This is a genomic window from Pseudomonas sp. GW822-FHT02E03, from assembly GCF_058802325.1.
Map to the genome: position 1 here is coordinate 209,339 of NZ_JBXAOA010000002.1, position 16,861 is coordinate 226,199.

Sequence of the window (16,861 nt, forward strand, 5' to 3'; positions counted from 1 at the left end):
TCATCTGTCCTTAATGAATTTTGCTGCCCAGGGTCACCACGCCGTCCGCTTTCTCGCGGCCGAGCCAACTGGTCCACCCCAGGCGACAGGCGTTCTGCTCACCGATGCGCAGTTCGCGGATTTCTTCCTGGCGCAGCACCAGGCGAATGTCGTAATCGAGCGGGTCACGCAGGGTGAACCGCACCAGCGCGCACAGCGGCTGGTAGCCGAAACCGATCGGCAGGAATTCGTGAAAGCGTTGCCAGTCGAGCTCGCGGATATGAATGCGGAATTTGCCGCTGCGATCGCGCACGTGTTCGCCCAGCACCAGGTCTTCGCCGAGCATGCTGTTGGCGCGACCCAGGCGATTGCGTTGCTCGTCGAGGATTTCAACGCGGCGCTCGATGCACTGCTCGATGGTCAGTTCGGCGTGCTTGAAGTAGTAGCGCAGCACCGCTTCGATCAACGCCGCCGAGTGCGCCCGCAAGCTGAGCAGGCCGAGGTATGGCAGCAGGCGTTTCCAGTTCAGTTCCTGGGCCTTGCGGATCTCTTCACCACCGAGGCCGATCAGGGCAAACAGCTGCGTCGAAAACGGGTCGAGCGCGCCGCTCTGGAAGCTCGCGCGGTAGCGGTACTTGCGCCAGATCGGCAGCATCAGCCGTTGCAGGCGATGGTGGAACAGGTCGAGGAAGTTGCGGGTCGGGTTGCCGTCTTCGCTGTCGCCCAGGGCCTGTTCGCCATAGAACGCCGGCAGCGGCGAACCGGAACCGACCAGGCCGATCAGGTTGAAACGCAGACGCGCACGCATCTGCCCATGCTCTTTGAAAAACTCCACGCGATCGACGTCGCTGCCAGGGAAACCCAGGCTCGGGTTGGCCTGGAATTCCAGTTGGTCGTACAGGTCGTCTTCGCTCAGGTGCGGGTGTGCATCGCGCAGCCGGTCAATTACCAGCAGCACGGCTTGAAACAGCGAGTACTCGCGTATTACCCGGGTCAGCCCGCTTAAAGCAGGGGCTGCAGGCCCATACGTGGTGTCCATTGGTACACCTCTCCCTGTGTGCTTTTTACCCGCAGCTCGTGGAACGAATTGAGACTGGCGTAAAGCGCGAAAAACTCGTTAAGAACCGAAGCGAACACGAACAGGTCGCCCTCGCCGATATACCCTTCCGGGTCGATGGTCAGCTCAGTGCGCAACCCGCGTACCGGCAACCCTCGATGCAATCTGTCGACGTGTTGGTGCTTGATCGACTTGAGCCCGCCCAGCAGGCGTTTGCTGACTTTTTCCGCGTGTTGGTCGTAGTAGCGCGGCAGGTCGTAGGTTTCGAGAATCACCTTCAGCGCATTGACGTCGGCCAATGAGAGGTAGTTGAGCGACATGTTGCTGATCAGCTTCCAGAGGAAGTCACGGTTCAGCGGCGGCGCGAAACTGGAGGTGGCCGGCGTGATGTTGCGGAAACTCAGAAACTCCGGCGTGTCTTCGCAGGCCATGCAGATGTCGCCGAGCTTGAGCTTGCGCGGCAGGTTCTGGTTGGTGCACATCAGCTCGATCGACAGGGTTTCGTGGGCTTCGGTGTGGCGGATGCCGAAGCTCAGGTAGGTGTCGAGGCCGTCGTGCAGCAAGGACGAACGCTGGCGAATGCTGTAATGCGGACGGCTGGTGGGCACGTCGAAACTCGGGTCGTGTTCGAAGGATTCGAACGGCACGTACTCCTGATAACCGAGGCCGCCGGGCTTCCAGCCAGTGACGGTTTCCACCGAGAACACGCCGCAGTTTTGCAGGTCGTATTCGGCTGGTAGCAGCAGGTATTCGTCCTGTTTGCCATCGAGGCGAATGGGCAAAGCATCGTGCTCGAACAGGTTAACGATCGGCGTGCAGTAGAGCTTCACGTTGTCCAGGGTCGGACGCATACGCATGATGCCGCTCTTGCGAATGTCGAAACGCAATTCGAGGCCGCGCATCTGCTTGAGCGTGTCTTCCGGCAGCGCCTTGAGCAGGTCCAGACCGTTGATATCGACGAAGAGGAATTTGTCCTGGAAGGCGAAATATTCCTGCAGGTAGCGATAGCCGCGAAAAGTGTTCAGCGGATACGGGATCAACGCCTCTTCTTCGGCAAAACCCACCGGTTGCACGCGGTCGCCGGGCATCTTGAACGCCATCGGCTGGCCGCTCACACCGTTGATGGGCTTGCCAGCGCCATCCAGCGGGATCAGCTCGATGCCTTCAAGATTGCGCAACAGGCTCAGGTAAAGCATCTGACTGATGTAGCGCTCACCAGCAAAGTGCAGACGCAGTCGACTCAGCTCCAACTCGCCGAGGTGACCATCGGCGCTCATCTCCAGGCGCAGGCTCAACAGCGAACCGTCACCCTTCACCGAGTAAGTCAACGCAGCCAGATCCAGCGGCAACACCTCGGTCGGGTAGCACGTGCGGAAACGGCAGCGCACATCATCGACCGGCACACTCTCCACTGGCGTATCACGCTCGACCCTCAACGCAGGCCCGGAACGCTTCAACGGGTCGAACTGCAAAATGCTGAACGCCGGCAGCGGCCGCATGTAGTTGGGCCACAGCAACTGCATCAGCGAGTGGCTCAGCTCCGGCAACTCGTCGTCGAGCTTCTGGCGCAGGCGCCCGGTCAGAAAGGCAAAACCCTCCAGCAACCGCTCCACATCCGGATCCCGCCCGGCCTGCCCGAGGAAAGGCGCCAACGCCGGGCTACGCTCGGCGAATCGACGACCTAACTGGCGAAGTGCGGTGAGTTCGCTTTGGTAGTAGTGGTTAAAGGACATGGAGTAGCTGCCTGATCATGAATTTAGTGAAGTTACCGAACTGGCACGAAGCCAGCGTCGGATAATCAGTCGATGAACTAGTGAGCGTGTGAATAACGCGATGACACTCATACCTCCTGTCAGCATGCTGTATGCCATCGCACGAACTGGATTCTCAGGAAGAAAATAGAAAAGTACGATCGCGACCATCAGCACTATCGTTGCAAATTTCAAAGCCATTCTAGGCAGCACGAAAACAACTACATTGATGAATATAAAAAATCCAAACATCAGCTCAGCAGTTATCCCAATAGCAACGCCCCTCGCCGTGAAACCGCCCATTCGCTCTTTATAAAAAGAAACTCCAAGATCATGAACAAACACGTACAAAACAATCACCAATAAATAAGCAATAGCCCCGAAAGTTATTTTCGCGACCTGGGCACTATTAGAAACGGCGCAACTCATCGGTGTCGGATTGGAATTCACATCAAGCTCCATTAATTAAGCGCTTTTTTGTACCTATATCACTACCTTGCTCACAGCGATTCACGTTTTTGGAAAAATTTCGCCCAAACCCTCACCAGCAGACTGGACATGACAATTGCAATAAAAGTCAAACTTCCCGACAGAGCACCATATGCCATACCTCGAACAGGGTATTGTGGAAGCATGTAATACAAAATAGCCAAGACCATAAACACGGCTATACCAATTTTGACTGGCATCCTCTTAACAAAAACAATAATGAAATTACAAAAAACAAAAAAGTAAAAAATCACATACATCCCCATCCCGATAGCGACACCACGAGACGTCAACCCGCCCACCATCTCTTTGTAGATTGGCACCGCATAATTATTCATGACAATGTAAAGTGCACATGCCAGAAAATGAATCAGGAACCCTATGACTATTCGACTATTCATTTATTCGCCAACCTGCTTATTCCAAATTCCATATTTATCCAGTTCGCCCTGCAAAATTGGGTTCTCCAGCCTGACATTAGATGTCGGCACGTAAGGAATGCTGACAGGATTCATTTCTTTTTCGGTACTTCGAATAGGGCTCGCTGCGTGATGTTCTACGATAAGCTTGAAGTTTTCGGAAGCCCACAACGCTGCTCTTAAAATAATGAAATTATCATATTCATTTTTTTCATCGACTTTAGCCCCGATTGGCATACCGTCACCAAACTGAATACCAGTCACGATCGTTTCCTTGATTGCGGTATCAATATCTTGATACCGCTCTAGATAGAGTCGATACGTGTCTACAGCGAAAGGAATCTGTCCTATTCCATCAGTCCAATAAGGCTTATCTTTGACCAACACCATCAAGTAGCCATCACCGCCAGCAGATCTCACCTTCCAATCAGCATATGATTGCTTGGCATAAGCAATTGATGGCCTGTCAACATTGGCGTAATCAATAATCCCCTGCCATTCGAAATGCTTATACGCGACATATGCTTCAGAACCTGCTTGCGTGGACTCCTCATTCACCCAAATAAGCTTTCTATAATTATCTGCCAGCGGCTCAAACCATTGATACTTTTCCGCGTATAGTTTTTCCGCAGTCATGATTCGAAAACTTTTATCCTCAGAATCAGGCTTCAACCCAAACAACGGCGTACCGTTTGTACGAGTAATTAGCCAGATACTTGGAAGCGGCACCGACTTTGGCTTTACATCTTTACTCTCGGTTGTTTCTGCTTCAACCTTTAGAGCCGTACTCCCTTCAGAGGTCAAAAAGGTGTAGGGAACACCGTCTACAACAACAATAGTCTCCACGTTTTTTATTCCGCCGAAATCAAAATCGTGACAGGCTCAGCTACTTTGCCGGTCGAAAAGGAACCTGATATACCTGACGATGTTGAGCCGATTTTTTCTATCCCACTCTGGGAACGAATGGTGTAGTTCAATCCGCTCACCGCTTTTCCATCAGAAGTTTTAAATTCAAAAACACGATTGAATATTTCGGGAATAATCACAGGCAACGGAGGTACAAACGGCGCCGGCGAATGCGAATTCCCGATAATCACCGTCCCGGATCCAGCCGTTACCTTGTTGCCATGAGTGCCGACTGAGTCGACGGTGGCCGCCGGTTTCCCATTGATCAAAACCGTCGTCGCCAACCCGCCCGACATCGCACCACCACACGCTGAGGAATCGCCTTGGCGGGCGGCCGCGAGGCCGTCGAAGAACACGTCGCCGGAACCGGCGGCGATCGGGTTGGTGCCGTGGCCGGGGAGCGGGCAAGCGGTGGGGTCGGATACACGTGCTGCGGGTTTGCCGGACATCGGAGTCTCCTTAATTGACCTTTACTTGACCGCTGCCATCCAGGCGCGCGGCGAAACTGACCTGACGCTTGAAACCATCAACTTCCAGCAGGCCTTCGATGCTGAAGGACAGGCGAAGCTGATCGTTGTCACGCGGCAGGGAGATGACACGCACATTGCTCAGGCGTGGCTCGTAGGCTTCGATGAAATTTTCGATGGCCAAACGGGCCTGACTCAGGGAGTCGTGCAGGCTCAGGCGCATGTCATTGAGATCGGGTAGCCCGTAATCGGACAGCGTTTGCACGCTGCCCGCACGGGTGCTGAGCATCTTGGCCAGATGGGCAGCCACGGACGCCATGGCGGAGACCTCGCGGCTCCAGCCGACGCGTTTGTCTGCGTCGCCACCCAGGCGTTCGAAAAGGCTGCCGTATCCAGTCATGAGTCAGGCTCCGCTTACTCTTTGTCCAGCTTGCCAACCAGCGACAGGGTGAAATCGGCACCCATGTACTTGAAGTGCGGGCGCACGTTCAGGCTGACGCGGTACCAGCCCGGCTCGCCTTCAACATCGCTGACGATGATCTGGGCGGCGCGCAGTGGACGACGGCCACGGACTTCGGCGCTCGGGTTTTCCTGGTCGGCCACGTACTGGCGGATCCACTTGTTGAGTTCCAGCTCGAGGTCGGTACGTTCTTTCCACGAACCGAGTTGCTCGCGCTGCAGCACTTTCAAGTAGTGAGCCAGGCGGTTGACGATCATCATGTACGGCAGTTGGGTGCCGAGCTTGTAGTTCAGCTCTGCGGCCTTGCCTTCTGCGCTGATGCCGAAGAACTTCGGCTTCTGCACCGAGCTTGCGGAGAAGAACGCCGCGTTGTCGGAGCCTTTGCGCATGGTCAGGGAGATGAAGCCTTCCTCGGCCAGTTCGTATTCACGACGGTCGCTAACCAATACTTCGGTAGGAATCTTGGTTTCGATTTCGCCCATGCTTTCGAAGTGGTGCAACGGCAGGTCTTCAACCGCGCCACCGCTCTGCGGGCCGATGATGTTCGGGCACCAGCGGAACTTGGCGAAGCTGTCGGTCAGCTTGGTGCCGAACGCGTAGGCCGTGTTGCCCCACAGGTAGTGCTCGTGGCTGTTGGCGACGGTTTCTTTGTACACGAACGATTTGACCGGGTTTTCTTCCGGGTCGTACGGGTTACGCAGCAGGAAACGCGGCACGGTCAGGCCAACGTAACGGGAGTCTTCCGACTGGCGGAAGCTCTGCCATTTGGCGAATTGCGGGCCTTCGAAGTGATCTTTCAGATCTTTCAGGTCCGGCAGGCCGGTGAAGCTTTCCAGGCCGAAGAATTTCGGGCCAGCGGCAGCAATGAACGGCGCGTGGGACATGCAGGCAACGCTGGACACGTACTGCATCAGTTTCACGTCCGGCGAGCTTGGGGACATGTAGTAGTTGGCGATGATCGCGCCCACCGGCTGACCACCGAACTGGCCGTATTCAGCGGTGTAGATGTGCTTGTACAGGCCCGACTGCATCACTTCCGGCGAATCTTCGAAGTCGTCCAGCAGGTCGTCCTTGGAGACGTTGAGGATTTCGATCTTGATGTTTTCGCGGAAGTTGGTGCGGTCGACCAGCAACTGCAGGCCACGCCACGACGATTCCAGGGACTGGAAGTCCGGGTGGTGGAGGATTTCATCCATCTGACGGCTGAGCTTGGCGTCGATCTCGGCGATCATGCGATCGACCATGGCCTTCTTGACCGGCTCACCGTTGTTCTGCGGCTTGAGCAGCTCTTCGATGAACGCCGACACACCGCGTTTGGCGATGTCGTAGGCTTCGTCGTCCGGCGTCAGGCGGGTTTCGGCGATGATGCTGTCGAGAATGCTGTATTCGCCATTCTCGTTACTTTTTTGCTGCGCTGCACTCGAACTCATGGTGTTGGCTTCCTTGGCTGATAGAGACTCAGGCGTCCTGGGCTGCGGCGTTCAGGCCCAGCTCACCCAGTACGCGACCGCGGGATTCGTCGTCGGCGAGAACGCCTTCGATGGCTTTGCGGAACGCAGGCGCGTTACCCAACGGGCCTTTGAGGGCCACCAGCGCGTCGCGCAGTTCCATCAGTTTTTTCAGCTCGGGCACTTGCTCGACCAGCGAGGCCGGGTTGAAGTCCTTCATCGAGTTGACGCGCAGTTTCACGGCCAGTTCTTCAGTGTCGCTTTCTTCCTGAAGACGGTTCGGTACGCTCAGTGTCAGGCTCAGCTCCTGCTTGGCCAGCACTTCGTCGAAGGTCATCTTGTCGATGCTGATCGGCTTGCGATCTTCGATTTTGCGTTCGTCCTTGCGGTGGGTGTAGTCACCGATTGCCAGTAGTTTCAGCGGCAGTTCAATCTCTTCCTGAGCACCGCCGGTGGCGGGTTTGAAGGTGACGTTAATGCGTTCCTTGGGGGCTACCGAGCCTTCTTTGGCCATGGCTTTTCTCCTTGCGGTTGTGGCCCGGGGGCCTATTCGAGTACCACTTCGAGATCGAGGTGGCACAGCCTGCGATAAATCTCTTCCTTGCGTTCACGCACTGCATGGTTCTGCGGTAACAACTCGCAGCAGCTATGCAGCAAATGCAGCACTTCCAGCGCAAGATCGGGCTCCCAGGCGTGCAGGCCTGAGTCCTGTAATGTTTGATCGAGGGTTTCGAGTTGGGTCTTGGCCAGTTCGTACTTCTTGGCCATGAAGCACAGCCGCGCGAGGGCGAACTGCCAGAAGAATCGAACCCGTCCGCCGTGGGCACTTTGCAGGCCTTGCTTGAGGACCTGCACGGCGGCCTTGAGACCGTCCTTGCGCAGAATCGGCAAGACTTCTTCCAGGGCCAACTCCCAGGCTGGCTGGGTATCGGCGACCTCGACTTTGCGAGGCGCACTGGCGCTTTGCAGGTGCGGCATGACGTGGGCGCCGATCCAGGCGCGGGTGGCCGGATCGGCGAACGGCGCGCCGTCATGGAAACGCAATTCGATGATGCCGGGCAGGCGCTGAACCAAAAGCGCGAAGTGGATTTCCACTTCGCGCATCGCCATCTCGGCGTTCAGCCCCTGAAGGCATTCCCAGACTATTCGCTGGCCATCGAACCAGAACGGCGCCTTCGCCAGGCTCGCCTCCAGCTCTACCAGCAGATCAGCGTATTTCCCTTGGTCGTAGCGGTCCTGATAGGCCTTGAGTTTGTCCGCCGGCAGCCCGCGCAGAACAGTGATCTGCTCGGCGTTACGCTCGGGCACCGCGTCGATCGGCAGCCACAGCAATGTGCGATTGAGGCGCAGGGCACGCAGGTCGGTGGCTTTCTGCTTGAGCCACCAGGCACACAACGGACGGGCGTTTTCCTGCTGGGCACGCAGGGCCTTGTGGGCTTCTTTTTCGTTGTCGATCGGTGCGCCGGGGGTGAACAGCTGGGTCGCGGCCTGCTTGACCTGGGCCACCGCGGCACCCACCACACCGGGCTCCGGCTGATTGTCGGCGGCGCGCTGGACCATGTTTTTCAAGCGACGGGAAATCGGCAGCAGCAACGGCGCGTCGTCGCCCAAATGCTCGGTGCATGCGGCGTCGAGCCCTTCCAGATGCTCGACCAGACGGCGGAACAGCGGCAACTGCTCTTTGATCGCGACGTTTTCGTTCAGCACCTGCTCAAGACGCGGCACCAACCAGCTGATGGCTGCGGCGCGGGTGCGGGCCTTGTTCGGGTGGATTTCGGCCCAGTGATTTTCACAGAGGTGGTGCAGCAAACCGAGGCCGGCCAGCAACCCCGGGAAGGATTCGCGCTGGTACAGCGCCCAGGTCAACCAGGCGCCGACACGCAAATCCTTGGATTGCGTGCGCAGCAGGTTTTCACTGTTTTCGCGGATTTTCAGCCAGTCGATCTGACCGCTTTCGTGCATGGACGAGGCTTTACCCAGCTCACTTTCCAACGCCTCATATTCGCTCGAAAAGCGAACATCCTCGCCCGCGAAATTCTCTTTTGAAACAGAGGATTTTGCGAGTTCAAGGTAATGAGCGGAAAGTTTGCTTGAGTAGGACATCCGTGACCTTTAATTAGAATTACAGTCACGCGGCCATTGGAGTTGAAATGGCGCCGGACAGTATCAAAGAGCTGCGAGGAGTCTCATCCAATTGAGTTCGCGCTCTTTCAAGGCGCGCATCCTAATCACAATGATGGCTATTTGCAAGCACCCGATTAAACAATAAAACTGCGTCTTTTTTGTTGCTGTAGGAGATCACCCTATAGGGGACAGGGGATCCCCTGATGCCGGTTTTGACCTCCCCTCCCTCGACGCATCACCCCCGCAACCATTGAGCCAGAGCGGCTCATCAACCCCGCCAATAATCACCGGACATTCACGCCCTGAAACGGAACCCAGCATGACAAAAATAAAACATAAAAAATGTAGGAGCTTTCCTAAAAGTTACAGTCATCCATGGACATAGTGATAACTGACAATAAGCAATATGGAGCGCCATCATAATGATGGCACTGCATATTTCACCCATCTTTCTACAAATACGTACTCAGTTCGTCTCAAACTTCTTAAAAAAGTATCGAAAGCCATTCACGCATTGCTGCCGCAACATTCTGAAATGCGGAAAACTCTGACGTACTTTCTGGACGAGTCCGACATTCATTCTTTTGCTCTCTTGTTAGCGTGCTGGACAGCTTGCGTTTGCTCACGCCGGGCATGGCTTGGGCACCGCGATTTGTCTCCTCTTTCGGCTCAAGGACGAGCCACGGAAAGCAAAAGGATAAGCGCATGTTCGCCCCGGCCAATGCTGCTCATTTCACGTTGTTGATCCCAACGGTTCGCAACGATTTCAAAGTGCTGGCCTTTGGAGGCACTGAAGCCATCAGCACCTTGTATTCGATCCAGATCGAGCTGGTTAGCGAATACCCTGACTTCGACCTGGAAAGCTTGCTCAGCCAACCGGCGTTTCTCCAGTTCGGTCTCAATGGCGAAGGCATTCATGGCCGTATCGAAGATGCTCTCGTCGGTGAATCCGGTAAACGCCTGACCCGTTATCACCTGACCCTGGTGCCCGCGCTGTACTACTTGCAGTTCAGTCACAACCAACGGATTTTCCAGTACCTGACGGTGCCGCAAATCATCGCTCAGGTCCTTGAGGGGCATGGCATTCAGGCCGATGCGTTCACCTTCAACATCGGAACGAATCAGGAGCGCGAGTACTGCACTCAATACGGGGAAAATGATTTCGAGTTCGTCCAGCGGCTGTGTGCCGAAGATGGCATCGCGTGGCACCATCGACATTCCCGGGAAGGCCATGTGTTGCTGTTCACCGACGACCAGACCTTCTTCCCCAAGCTGGGCGAAACCCCTTATCAGCTAGACTCCGGCCTGGTGGCGGAGCATTCGGTGGTCAGCCAGTTCTCCCTGCGCTTCAGTACCCGCCCCAGCACGACCACCCGCCGACACTACGACCTGAAACGCCCGAGTCTGTTGCTGGAAAGTCGCTTCACAGCCGAGTTCACTCCTGAGCTTGAAGACTATCGCTACCCGCTGTTTTTCGAGAGCGACAAACGCGGCAAACAGCTCGCCCGGCAGGCGCTGGAACGGCACCGTACCGATTACCAATTGGCCGAAGGCGAAAGCGACCAGCCGACCCTGCGCAGCGGTCATTTTTTCAGCCTGACGCAACACCCACGCAAAACCTACAACGATCTATGGCTGTTGCTCAGTGTCACTCACGCTGGAAAACAACCCCAGGTGCTTGAAGAGTCAGTTACCAGCGAGGCCAAACCTGAGGATGGTTTTACCCAGGGCTACCGCAACCGCTTCAGTGCGATTCCCTGGGACGTGTTTTATCGACCACCGATGCCCGCGCGAAAACCTGTGCTGGTCTGTCAGACCGCGCGTGTCACTGGGCCGCCCGGAGAGGAAATCTTTTGCGATGAGTACGGCAGGGTTCGTGTCGAGTTTCCTTGGGATCGGGCAGAACTCAACAGCGAAAAAAGCAGTTGCTGGTTAAGGGTTGCATCCAGTTTGGCGGGCGAAGGTTTTGGGGCGGTGGCCATCCCGCGCGTCGGCATGGAAGTGGTCGTGACATTTCAGGAGGGCGATCCGGATCAACCATTGATCACCGGTTGCGTGGTCAACAAGGTCACGTCCGTCGCTCATCAGTTGCCCGAGAACAAGACCAGAACGGTTCTGCGCAGCCAAAGCTCGCCGCGCAATGGCGGCTACAACGAACTGTCGATTGAAGACCGCACCGGGCAGGAAAAAATCTACCTGCGCGCCCAACGCGACATCGAGCAACTGATCCTCAACGACAGCCGCAGCCTGATCAGCAACGACCGTTTCGAGCAGGTGGACAACAACAGCACCAGCCTGATCAAGGGCGAGGAATTCCACACCACCCAAGGTGTGCGCAGCACGGTGATCGGCGGTGATGAACTGATCACTATCAGCGGCAATAGCAGCACGACATCCACGGGGTCGCTGGTGATTCAGGCCGGGCAACAGACGCATGTCACCGCCACTCACGTGGTGATCGATGCCGGCATGAGCCTGACGCTCAAGGCGGGTGGTCACCACATCGTCATCAACGCCGGCGGGATTTTCAGCAGCGTGGCCATTGTCGAGGGCGGTGCGCCACTGGCGGGTATTGCGCCACTACAGGCGCTTCAGGCTGTGACCAGCAATCCGAATCCCGTCATCGCCAGCCCACTGTCTATCGTCACCGCCGCCCGCCAGCAGGCGGCGGACTACTGCCCGCTTTGCGAGGCTTGTCTCGCTGGCCAATGCAGCATTGGAGAAGTCGCATGAATGCACTCGAACAATGGCTACACGAGCAATCGCGATCCGGGCTGGATCTCTATCTGATGCTCGACTCGGACGGTCAGCTCGACGAGCGCATGGCGTTGGCCAAGGAACTGGGAGCCGATCAGTACCGCAATTTGTATGTGGGTACGGCAGCCAACTCAATGGCGCCAGCAGGCCCTTTTCTTTTCCATATTGGCACCGTCAAACATCCGCTCATCCAGGCACTGCTCGATACGCCGGAGCGTCATTGGGGTTGGCTGGCCAGTGCCAACCTCACGGACCTGGATGCCTTGGTCACTCATTGGCGCGACCGGCTGGTAGTCGGCGAGCGCCCGAATCAGGCGCTGTATCGCTTCCACGATAATCGCGTACTGGGGCGCGCCCTGAGTCATCTGCAACCCGAGCAGTACGCCGATTATCTGGGGCCGATCGCCAGCGTCTGTTACTGGCACGCGGGGCAATGGACGGTCACTGACAACCCGGACCCCGGCGCACATCCGCTGCCACCCGACCCGGCCTGGTTGAAAACCCCGACACCGGAAATTGTCTACGCGAACGTGCAGTTCGATAACACGCGCCGCTACTTGGTCCGTGAGCACACCGAGGCCCTGGCTCGGCTCGCCGCAGAGCGGGACGTGGATGACTGGTTGTGGGGCGTGATTCAACTGGCCCATTTATGGAATTGGCAGCAACCCGAGCAGGTGCATTTTTTGTTGACTCAGTGCTTGAAGGCGCCGGGTTACCTGCCGCCCAAGACATGGCAACCGAAGCCGGAAGAGGACTCGGCGGCGCATTTTGAGCGCGTATATGAGCAAGTGCTTTATTGGCAACGCGATGCGCCGGTATGAGGGGGTTACTTCAAAGACTGATCCTCGGCGGTTGCTTCTCCTTGACCTTGGGTTGCTCCGCGCTCGGTAAGTCGGACAGCTTCACCTTCGCTCCCGATTTTCCGCCTGACTTCAAGTACGAACTGACAGCCAGCTACGTGCCCGCCCAAGGGCAAACGTGCACCGTGCCGGGCGGGAAAGGTACTCAGCTTGGATTCAACAAGGTCTACATGGAATACGAAGCGACTTCCGAGATCCCGCTTTATAGAACCGTGAGTGGCTGCCCGTTGGCGTTGAACCGTGTGGAGGTCGAGGTGACGGGCATTTTTGGCCCGGAACGAAGTGATAGAAGCACTGACTATGCCGCAATTGCCGTGCGTCCAGAGTTGTTAGAGCGACAAATGGGCACTTTCAACACTGACGGCGTAGGTGAGTTTTTTGGTGAATGCCAGTGGGCTTTTCGCACAGTCGGCCCCAAGCGCTACCTGATAAAACTGCTTACCTGCAAAAAAATGGATGAACAGGGAAATGTCGCACGAAGTCGTCCTTTCACGGCATACACGCTGGACCAGCTACCTGGCAAAACCGTGAGGCTGAAGATCAAGTTGGCCAAGGAAGAACTACCTGCGATTGGTGATACTTGGGTGAAAGTGCCCGGTGGATGGAAACGCTGCATGGGCGACAACTTCGAAGACCAATACGCGTTTTGCTTCGGTAATCACGAGGATTTCAGCTCCTTCAAGTTGGTGGATGAACGGACTTGCACCATTTACCCGGGATGCACGGAAAACAAGGAACAAACCCCATGAGTATTGAATCTTTAGCGGTAAGTGATGTGCCATTTATGGGGGGCAATATCCACGCTTGCCCACTGCGAGGTCATTCGACGAGCTTTCAATTAGTGGACGAGTTCGGTGATGGCAAGCCTTATGCCGGTTTGCCCTACGAGGTTACTGATTACGAGGATGCCGTTTACACCGGAAAGCTCGATGCAACTGGGGCCGGAAAGGTAGACAACCACTTCTGTGGCCCGGTATTGCTCAAGCTGAATCAGCCATATCAAGGGAGTGAAAAAACATACTCGTTTTTACGTGGAAGACCGAACTACCCGCTCCCCATCACCGAACTACAAGTACGCGCCGAAAAAACCCGCTTTGTCGACAAATCAGGCGTACGCACTCTGGCAAATCCAGCGAAGAACCTCGCAGACCCGGATGCCTATTACCAGGTTGAAGTGAGCGAACTGGTCAAGCACGTTGCGCATTTGCCGCCCTTGGCCTCACGCAGCACCCCACCCAACACGGTGTTACACACGCTGTTCCGCCAACCCGCTAAAACCAGGGCTTTGACACTTCGGAATAAAGAGGCCCCGGGTGGTGGAATGGGCGCTGTCATGACCCCAGCAGACATGGGCATGTCCGAACTGGGGTTCGCCCCGCCGCCGCCCAAGCCAAAAGGCATCGCCTTACTGCCGAACAAACATCATGTGCTGGAAGTCCGTCCGATGAGAGCGCTGCGACCGATGTTGTCGACTGGCAACGAGTTTTGCGCACTAAACCTCTATCAACTGGCACTGATGTCGACGTTGAGTTACACCGACTTTGGTCAAGACCCGAATACCCAGCCCGTCAAATCGGATAGCGTGACATTTCCACTGCGGCCCAGCAGTGGCAACTGGTTCGGTCATGCCCTGCCGCAATTTGATGAGTTGTGGAAAGTCGATCCCTCGCAGACGAAGAAGTACTACCCGCTGTATGAAGAGGTGCCTTACTCGAAACGGCTGGAAGTGGTGCCGTTCGACCCGTTGCTCTACCCCGAAGTCAACAATCCAGAGTTGGGTGATGAGCAGGAACACCCGGCCAAGCTGCACTTTCTTGATGATCGCGAACTCATGGAAAGCTCGGACACACAGGCTTTCATCACCCATCACGACGAGTTGATATTGATCAGTGTCAGGGGAACCAGTGAGAAAGGACCTGACGCCTGGCTTGATGCGGATGCACACCAAGTACCCTTCGAGGAAGGGGATGGCAAAGTGCACAACGGTTTTTATCGGGCAGCGAAAGTGGCCTACACGTTTGCCGTGAAGTATTTGGAAAAGTTCTACAGCGGGCAAAAGCTGGTGATCTGCGGACACAGTCTCGGCGGTGCGGTAGCGCTGTTACTGGCTGAAATGCTGCGACGCAATAAACGGTATCAACCGGAAATCGTGCTTTACACCTACGGCGCCCCCCGCGCCGCCGACTCAACCTTTATCGAAGCTGCAAAACCACTGAACCACCACCGCATCGTTTTCCACAACGACCCGGTACCGAGCGTTCCTTCTACCTGGATGAACACGCCGTCCAACCGCGTTCCGATGTACGCCACCCATGGGGCGGTACTTGCCCTTCACCCGGTGGGTGGTTTGGCGTTTTTTGTAGGCGGGATCATCAACTTCACGGGTGACCCCTATGGGCATCACGGCCAGTTGCGTCACTTCATGCCGGTGGAATTTGGCGAAGGTCACAGGTCCTCCATCCTTTGGGAACCGGGTTGCAGCACGATCAACGATCATGGTTGCGCCGAAGCGCTGCGGCAGTTTGATGGCTTGCCCAAGCGCGACTCATTTCTGCGACAGGTGATAGATAACGGCCATCACTCGATGGTCGGCAGCTACATCCCCGGCTGCTGGGCCAGCCTGCGCCGTTGGAAGGAAGCGCTGGAAAAAAGACGCTCACTGGTGACTTTGCGCGAATTCGAATGGGTCAGCGACACCCTGACAAACGTTTCAGGTCAATTGAGCGCACTCAAAGCGAAAATCGAAAAACTCTCCCGTGCTCATGCCAATCCCCAGCGAGATGCCCAAGCGATAAGGGATCTTGAAAAAGAAGTCGAACAGATCGGCCAAACCAAGGCCCGTCTGCTAGCGCTGCACAAGCGGACAGTCATCGACGCTGATGTTTATGGCAGCTACGCCGCCCAGCCCGAGTGGGTGCAGGAGAGTCTGCTTCGGTGGAATGCTCATCCGGAAAATATCGTTCAGGAACAGTTGGCGATGATTCCACCAGTGGCCGAAGACCACGACGCGGCCATTGCGGCAATGACCGGAGGGCATGCCGTAGGCTCGCCATTTCATCTGGATATTGATTCGATTGTGTAGCTTTACTGGTGAAACGAGCGCTGGATCATTTGCCAGTGCAGGAGATGGCGGCGCATAGCGCCAAGGTGTAGCCAGTACAGATCACTCCCACGCAGAGCGTGGGAATGATCGAAAACCTACAAAAACTCAATCAAGCATTCGGGCAAGGTACCGGTGCCCAATCGCCCAGGTCCGGGTTTTTGCACATGCTGTTGACTTGAGTGTTGCCTGCGCTGGCGACCTGTTTGCTTTCAGCCTGTTTGGCTTGTGCGGTCTGCAGGGTTTTCTCGGTGGTGACCGCTTCTTTCGGCACGGTTGGCAGCACCGGTTTTTTCGCCGGTTTCACCGCTTTTTTGCTCTTGGTCGGTGCCACGACTGGCGTGGTGTCGGCGGTTGCCACGGTGACCACGTCAGTGCGCTGTACACCGACTTGCTGCAGGTCTTTTTCGTAGGCCTGAGTGTAGTTGTTCAGGTCTTCGCTGGCTTTACCGTTCACTGCAACGATCAGATCGTTGGACTCTTTGAGGCCTGCGACGATTTCTGCCAGGCGCTTGCGGCCTTCGGTGTCGTTGACGGTTTTGGCCTTGCGGTCGGCGACCAGTTTGGTGAACGCGTTCTGGTAGCACTGCTGCGAAGTCTTGGCGTATGCGGTGCTGCGATCGATGTCCGCGGCGCTTTTGTTGACGTCGGAGGCGTAGGACGCGATGCGCTGGTTGTCATCGGCGATCTGCTTCTGGCGCTCGGTGTAGTAACCGGCCGCGCCGCCCGCCAGGGCACCGCCCGCTGCACCGATGGCGGCGTTGCGGCCACGGTTCTCGGAATCGACCAGGGCGCCCAGCAGTGCACCGCCGACAGCGCCGACAGCCGCGCCGGTGACGACCGACTTGGTCATGTTCGAATCGGTGGCACGCAGGTGCTGCACCGGCTCGTAGCAGTTCGGGTAGTACTCGACCTTGGTGCTTGAGGCGACCTTGGAGGTCGGCGACGTGGCGCAACCGGTCAGTACGGTGCTGAAGCCAACGGCCATCAGCAGCAAGTGACGCTTGGAAAGCGAAGCAAAAGGTTTACGGGAGGAAAGCATAG

At 56.4% G+C, this 16,861-nt stretch carries 15 protein-coding genes; 4 read left to right on the forward strand and 11 right to left on the reverse strand.

The features are described 5' to 3' along the window. Positions 1–10: 10 nt before the first annotated feature. The 10 genes from tssG to tssA are packed head-to-tail and all read right to left on the reverse strand — an operon-like array spanning position 11 to position 9,079. Positions 11–1,018, reverse strand: a complete 1,008-nt coding sequence (gene tssG, locus AC1RQB_RS02830) for a type VI secretion system baseplate subunit TssG (protein WP_063342109.1) — start codon at positions 1,016–1,018, stop codon at positions 11–13. After that, a complete protein-coding gene (gene tssF, locus AC1RQB_RS02835) occupies positions 982–2,769 on the reverse strand; it encodes a type VI secretion system baseplate subunit TssF (RefSeq protein ID WP_063342108.1) in 1,788 nt (595 codons plus the stop codon). Before tssF ends, tssG begins: the two co-directional genes overlap by 37 nt. A gap of 15 nt (positions 2,770–2,784) precedes the next feature. Beyond that, positions 2,785–3,237 carry a hypothetical protein gene (locus AC1RQB_RS02840; RefSeq protein WP_241824468.1) on the reverse strand — a complete coding sequence of 151 codons (453 nt, stop codon included), beginning with the start codon at positions 3,235–3,237 and terminating at the stop codon, positions 2,785–2,787. 50 nt (positions 3,238–3,287) lie between these two features. Beyond that, positions 3,288–3,677, reverse strand: coding sequence for a hypothetical protein (locus AC1RQB_RS02845; protein ID WP_063342106.1), 390 nt, complete (start codon positions 3,675–3,677; stop codon positions 3,288–3,290). Next, complete coding sequence (locus AC1RQB_RS02850) at positions 3,678–4,541, reverse strand: hypothetical protein (protein ID WP_063342105.1); 864 nt, start codon at positions 4,539–4,541, stop codon at positions 3,678–3,680. A 5-nt stretch (positions 4,542–4,546) separates the two neighbouring features. Further along, positions 4,547–5,050, reverse strand: coding sequence for a PAAR domain-containing protein (locus AC1RQB_RS02855; RefSeq protein WP_063342104.1), 504 nt, complete (start codon positions 5,048–5,050; stop codon positions 4,547–4,549). A 10-nt stretch (positions 5,051–5,060) separates the two neighbouring features. Then, the gene (tssE, locus tag AC1RQB_RS02860) at positions 5,061–5,468 is read right to left on the reverse strand and encodes a type VI secretion system baseplate subunit TssE (RefSeq protein WP_007894554.1); all 408 of its coding nucleotides are present in this window, start codon (positions 5,466–5,468) and stop codon (positions 5,061–5,063) included. Positions 5,469–5,482: 14 nt separating this feature from the next. Continuing rightward, positions 5,483–6,958 carry a type VI secretion system contractile sheath large subunit gene (gene tssC / locus AC1RQB_RS02865; protein WP_007894551.1) on the reverse strand — a complete coding sequence of 492 codons (1,476 nt, stop codon included), beginning with the start codon at positions 6,956–6,958 and terminating at the stop codon, positions 5,483–5,485. Between the two features lie 28 nt (positions 6,959–6,986). Beyond that, positions 6,987–7,490, reverse strand: a complete 504-nt coding sequence (gene tssB / locus AC1RQB_RS02870; protein ID WP_007894548.1) for a type VI secretion system contractile sheath small subunit — start codon at positions 7,488–7,490, stop codon at positions 6,987–6,989. Between the two features lie 32 nt (positions 7,491–7,522). Next, positions 7,523–9,079 carry a type VI secretion system protein TssA gene (gene tssA / locus AC1RQB_RS02875; protein ID WP_063342103.1) on the reverse strand — a complete coding sequence of 519 codons (1,557 nt, stop codon included), beginning with the start codon at positions 9,077–9,079 and terminating at the stop codon, positions 7,523–7,525. Between the two features lie 726 nt (positions 9,080–9,805). Here tssA and AC1RQB_RS02880 point away from each other — a divergent pair. The 4 genes from AC1RQB_RS02880 to AC1RQB_RS02895 are packed head-to-tail and all read left to right on the forward strand — an operon-like array spanning position 9,806 to position 15,799. Then, complete coding sequence (locus AC1RQB_RS02880) at positions 9,806–11,833, forward strand: type VI secretion system Vgr family protein (RefSeq protein ID WP_063342102.1); 2,028 nt, start codon at positions 9,806–9,808, stop codon at positions 11,831–11,833. After that, positions 11,830–12,678 carry a DUF4123 domain-containing protein gene (locus AC1RQB_RS02885; RefSeq protein ID WP_063342101.1) on the forward strand — a complete coding sequence of 283 codons (849 nt, stop codon included), beginning with the start codon at positions 11,830–11,832 and terminating at the stop codon, positions 12,676–12,678. The genes AC1RQB_RS02880 and AC1RQB_RS02885 overlap by 4 nt, the downstream gene beginning before the upstream one ends. Beyond that, on the forward strand, positions 12,675–13,466 hold the full coding sequence (locus tag AC1RQB_RS02890; protein WP_063342100.1) for a hypothetical protein: 792 nt from the start codon (positions 12,675–12,677) through the stop codon (positions 13,464–13,466). Before AC1RQB_RS02885 ends, AC1RQB_RS02890 begins: the two co-directional genes overlap by 4 nt. Further along, positions 13,463–15,799 carry a lipase family protein gene (locus AC1RQB_RS02895; protein WP_063342099.1) on the forward strand — a complete coding sequence of 779 codons (2,337 nt, stop codon included), beginning with the start codon at positions 13,463–13,465 and terminating at the stop codon, positions 15,797–15,799. The genes AC1RQB_RS02890 and AC1RQB_RS02895 overlap by 4 nt, the downstream gene beginning before the upstream one ends. A gap of 130 nt (positions 15,800–15,929) precedes the next feature. Here AC1RQB_RS02895 and tagQ read toward each other — a convergent pair whose 3' ends face one another. Further along, entirely contained in the window at positions 15,930–16,859 is a 930-nt protein-coding gene (tagQ, locus tag AC1RQB_RS02900) for a type VI secretion system-associated lipoprotein TagQ (protein WP_008073462.1), read from the reverse strand. Positions 16,860–16,861 lie beyond the last annotated feature (2 nt).

Coding starts and splice junctions, on each gene's coding strand:
- tssG (WP_063342109.1), bottom strand. CDS start 1,018: ATGGACACCACGTATGGGCCTGCAGCCCCTGCTTTAAGCGGGCTGACC.
- tssF (WP_063342108.1), bottom strand. CDS start 2,769: ATGTCCTTTAACCACTACTACCAAAGCGAACTCACCGCACTTCGCCAG.
- AC1RQB_RS02845 (WP_063342106.1), bottom strand. CDS start 3,677: ATGAATAGTCGAATAGTCATAGGGTTCCTGATTCATTTTCTGGCATGT.
- AC1RQB_RS02855 (WP_063342104.1), bottom strand. CDS start 5,050: ATGTCCGGCAAACCCGCAGCACGTGTATCCGACCCCACCGCTTGCCCG.
- tssE (WP_007894554.1), bottom strand. CDS start 5,468: ATGACTGGATACGGCAGCCTTTTCGAACGCCTGGGTGGCGACGCAGAC.
- tssC (WP_007894551.1), bottom strand. CDS start 6,958: ATGAGTTCGAGTGCAGCGCAGCAAAAAAGTAACGAGAATGGCGAATAC.
- tssB (WP_007894548.1), bottom strand. CDS start 7,490: ATGGCCAAAGAAGGCTCGGTAGCCCCCAAGGAACGCATTAACGTCACC.
- tssA (WP_063342103.1), bottom strand. CDS start 9,079: ATGTCCTACTCAAGCAAACTTTCCGCTCATTACCTTGAACTCGCAAAA.
- AC1RQB_RS02880 (WP_063342102.1), top strand. CDS start 9,806: ATGTTCGCCCCGGCCAATGCTGCTCATTTCACGTTGTTGATCCCAACG.
- AC1RQB_RS02885 (WP_063342101.1), top strand. CDS start 11,830: ATGAATGCACTCGAACAATGGCTACACGAGCAATCGCGATCCGGGCTG.
- AC1RQB_RS02890 (WP_063342100.1), top strand. CDS start 12,675: ATGAGGGGGTTACTTCAAAGACTGATCCTCGGCGGTTGCTTCTCCTTG.
- AC1RQB_RS02895 (WP_063342099.1), top strand. CDS start 13,463: ATGAGTATTGAATCTTTAGCGGTAAGTGATGTGCCATTTATGGGGGGC.
- tagQ (WP_008073462.1), bottom strand. CDS start 16,859: ATGCTTTCCTCCCGTAAACCTTTTGCTTCGCTTTCCAAGCGTCACTTG.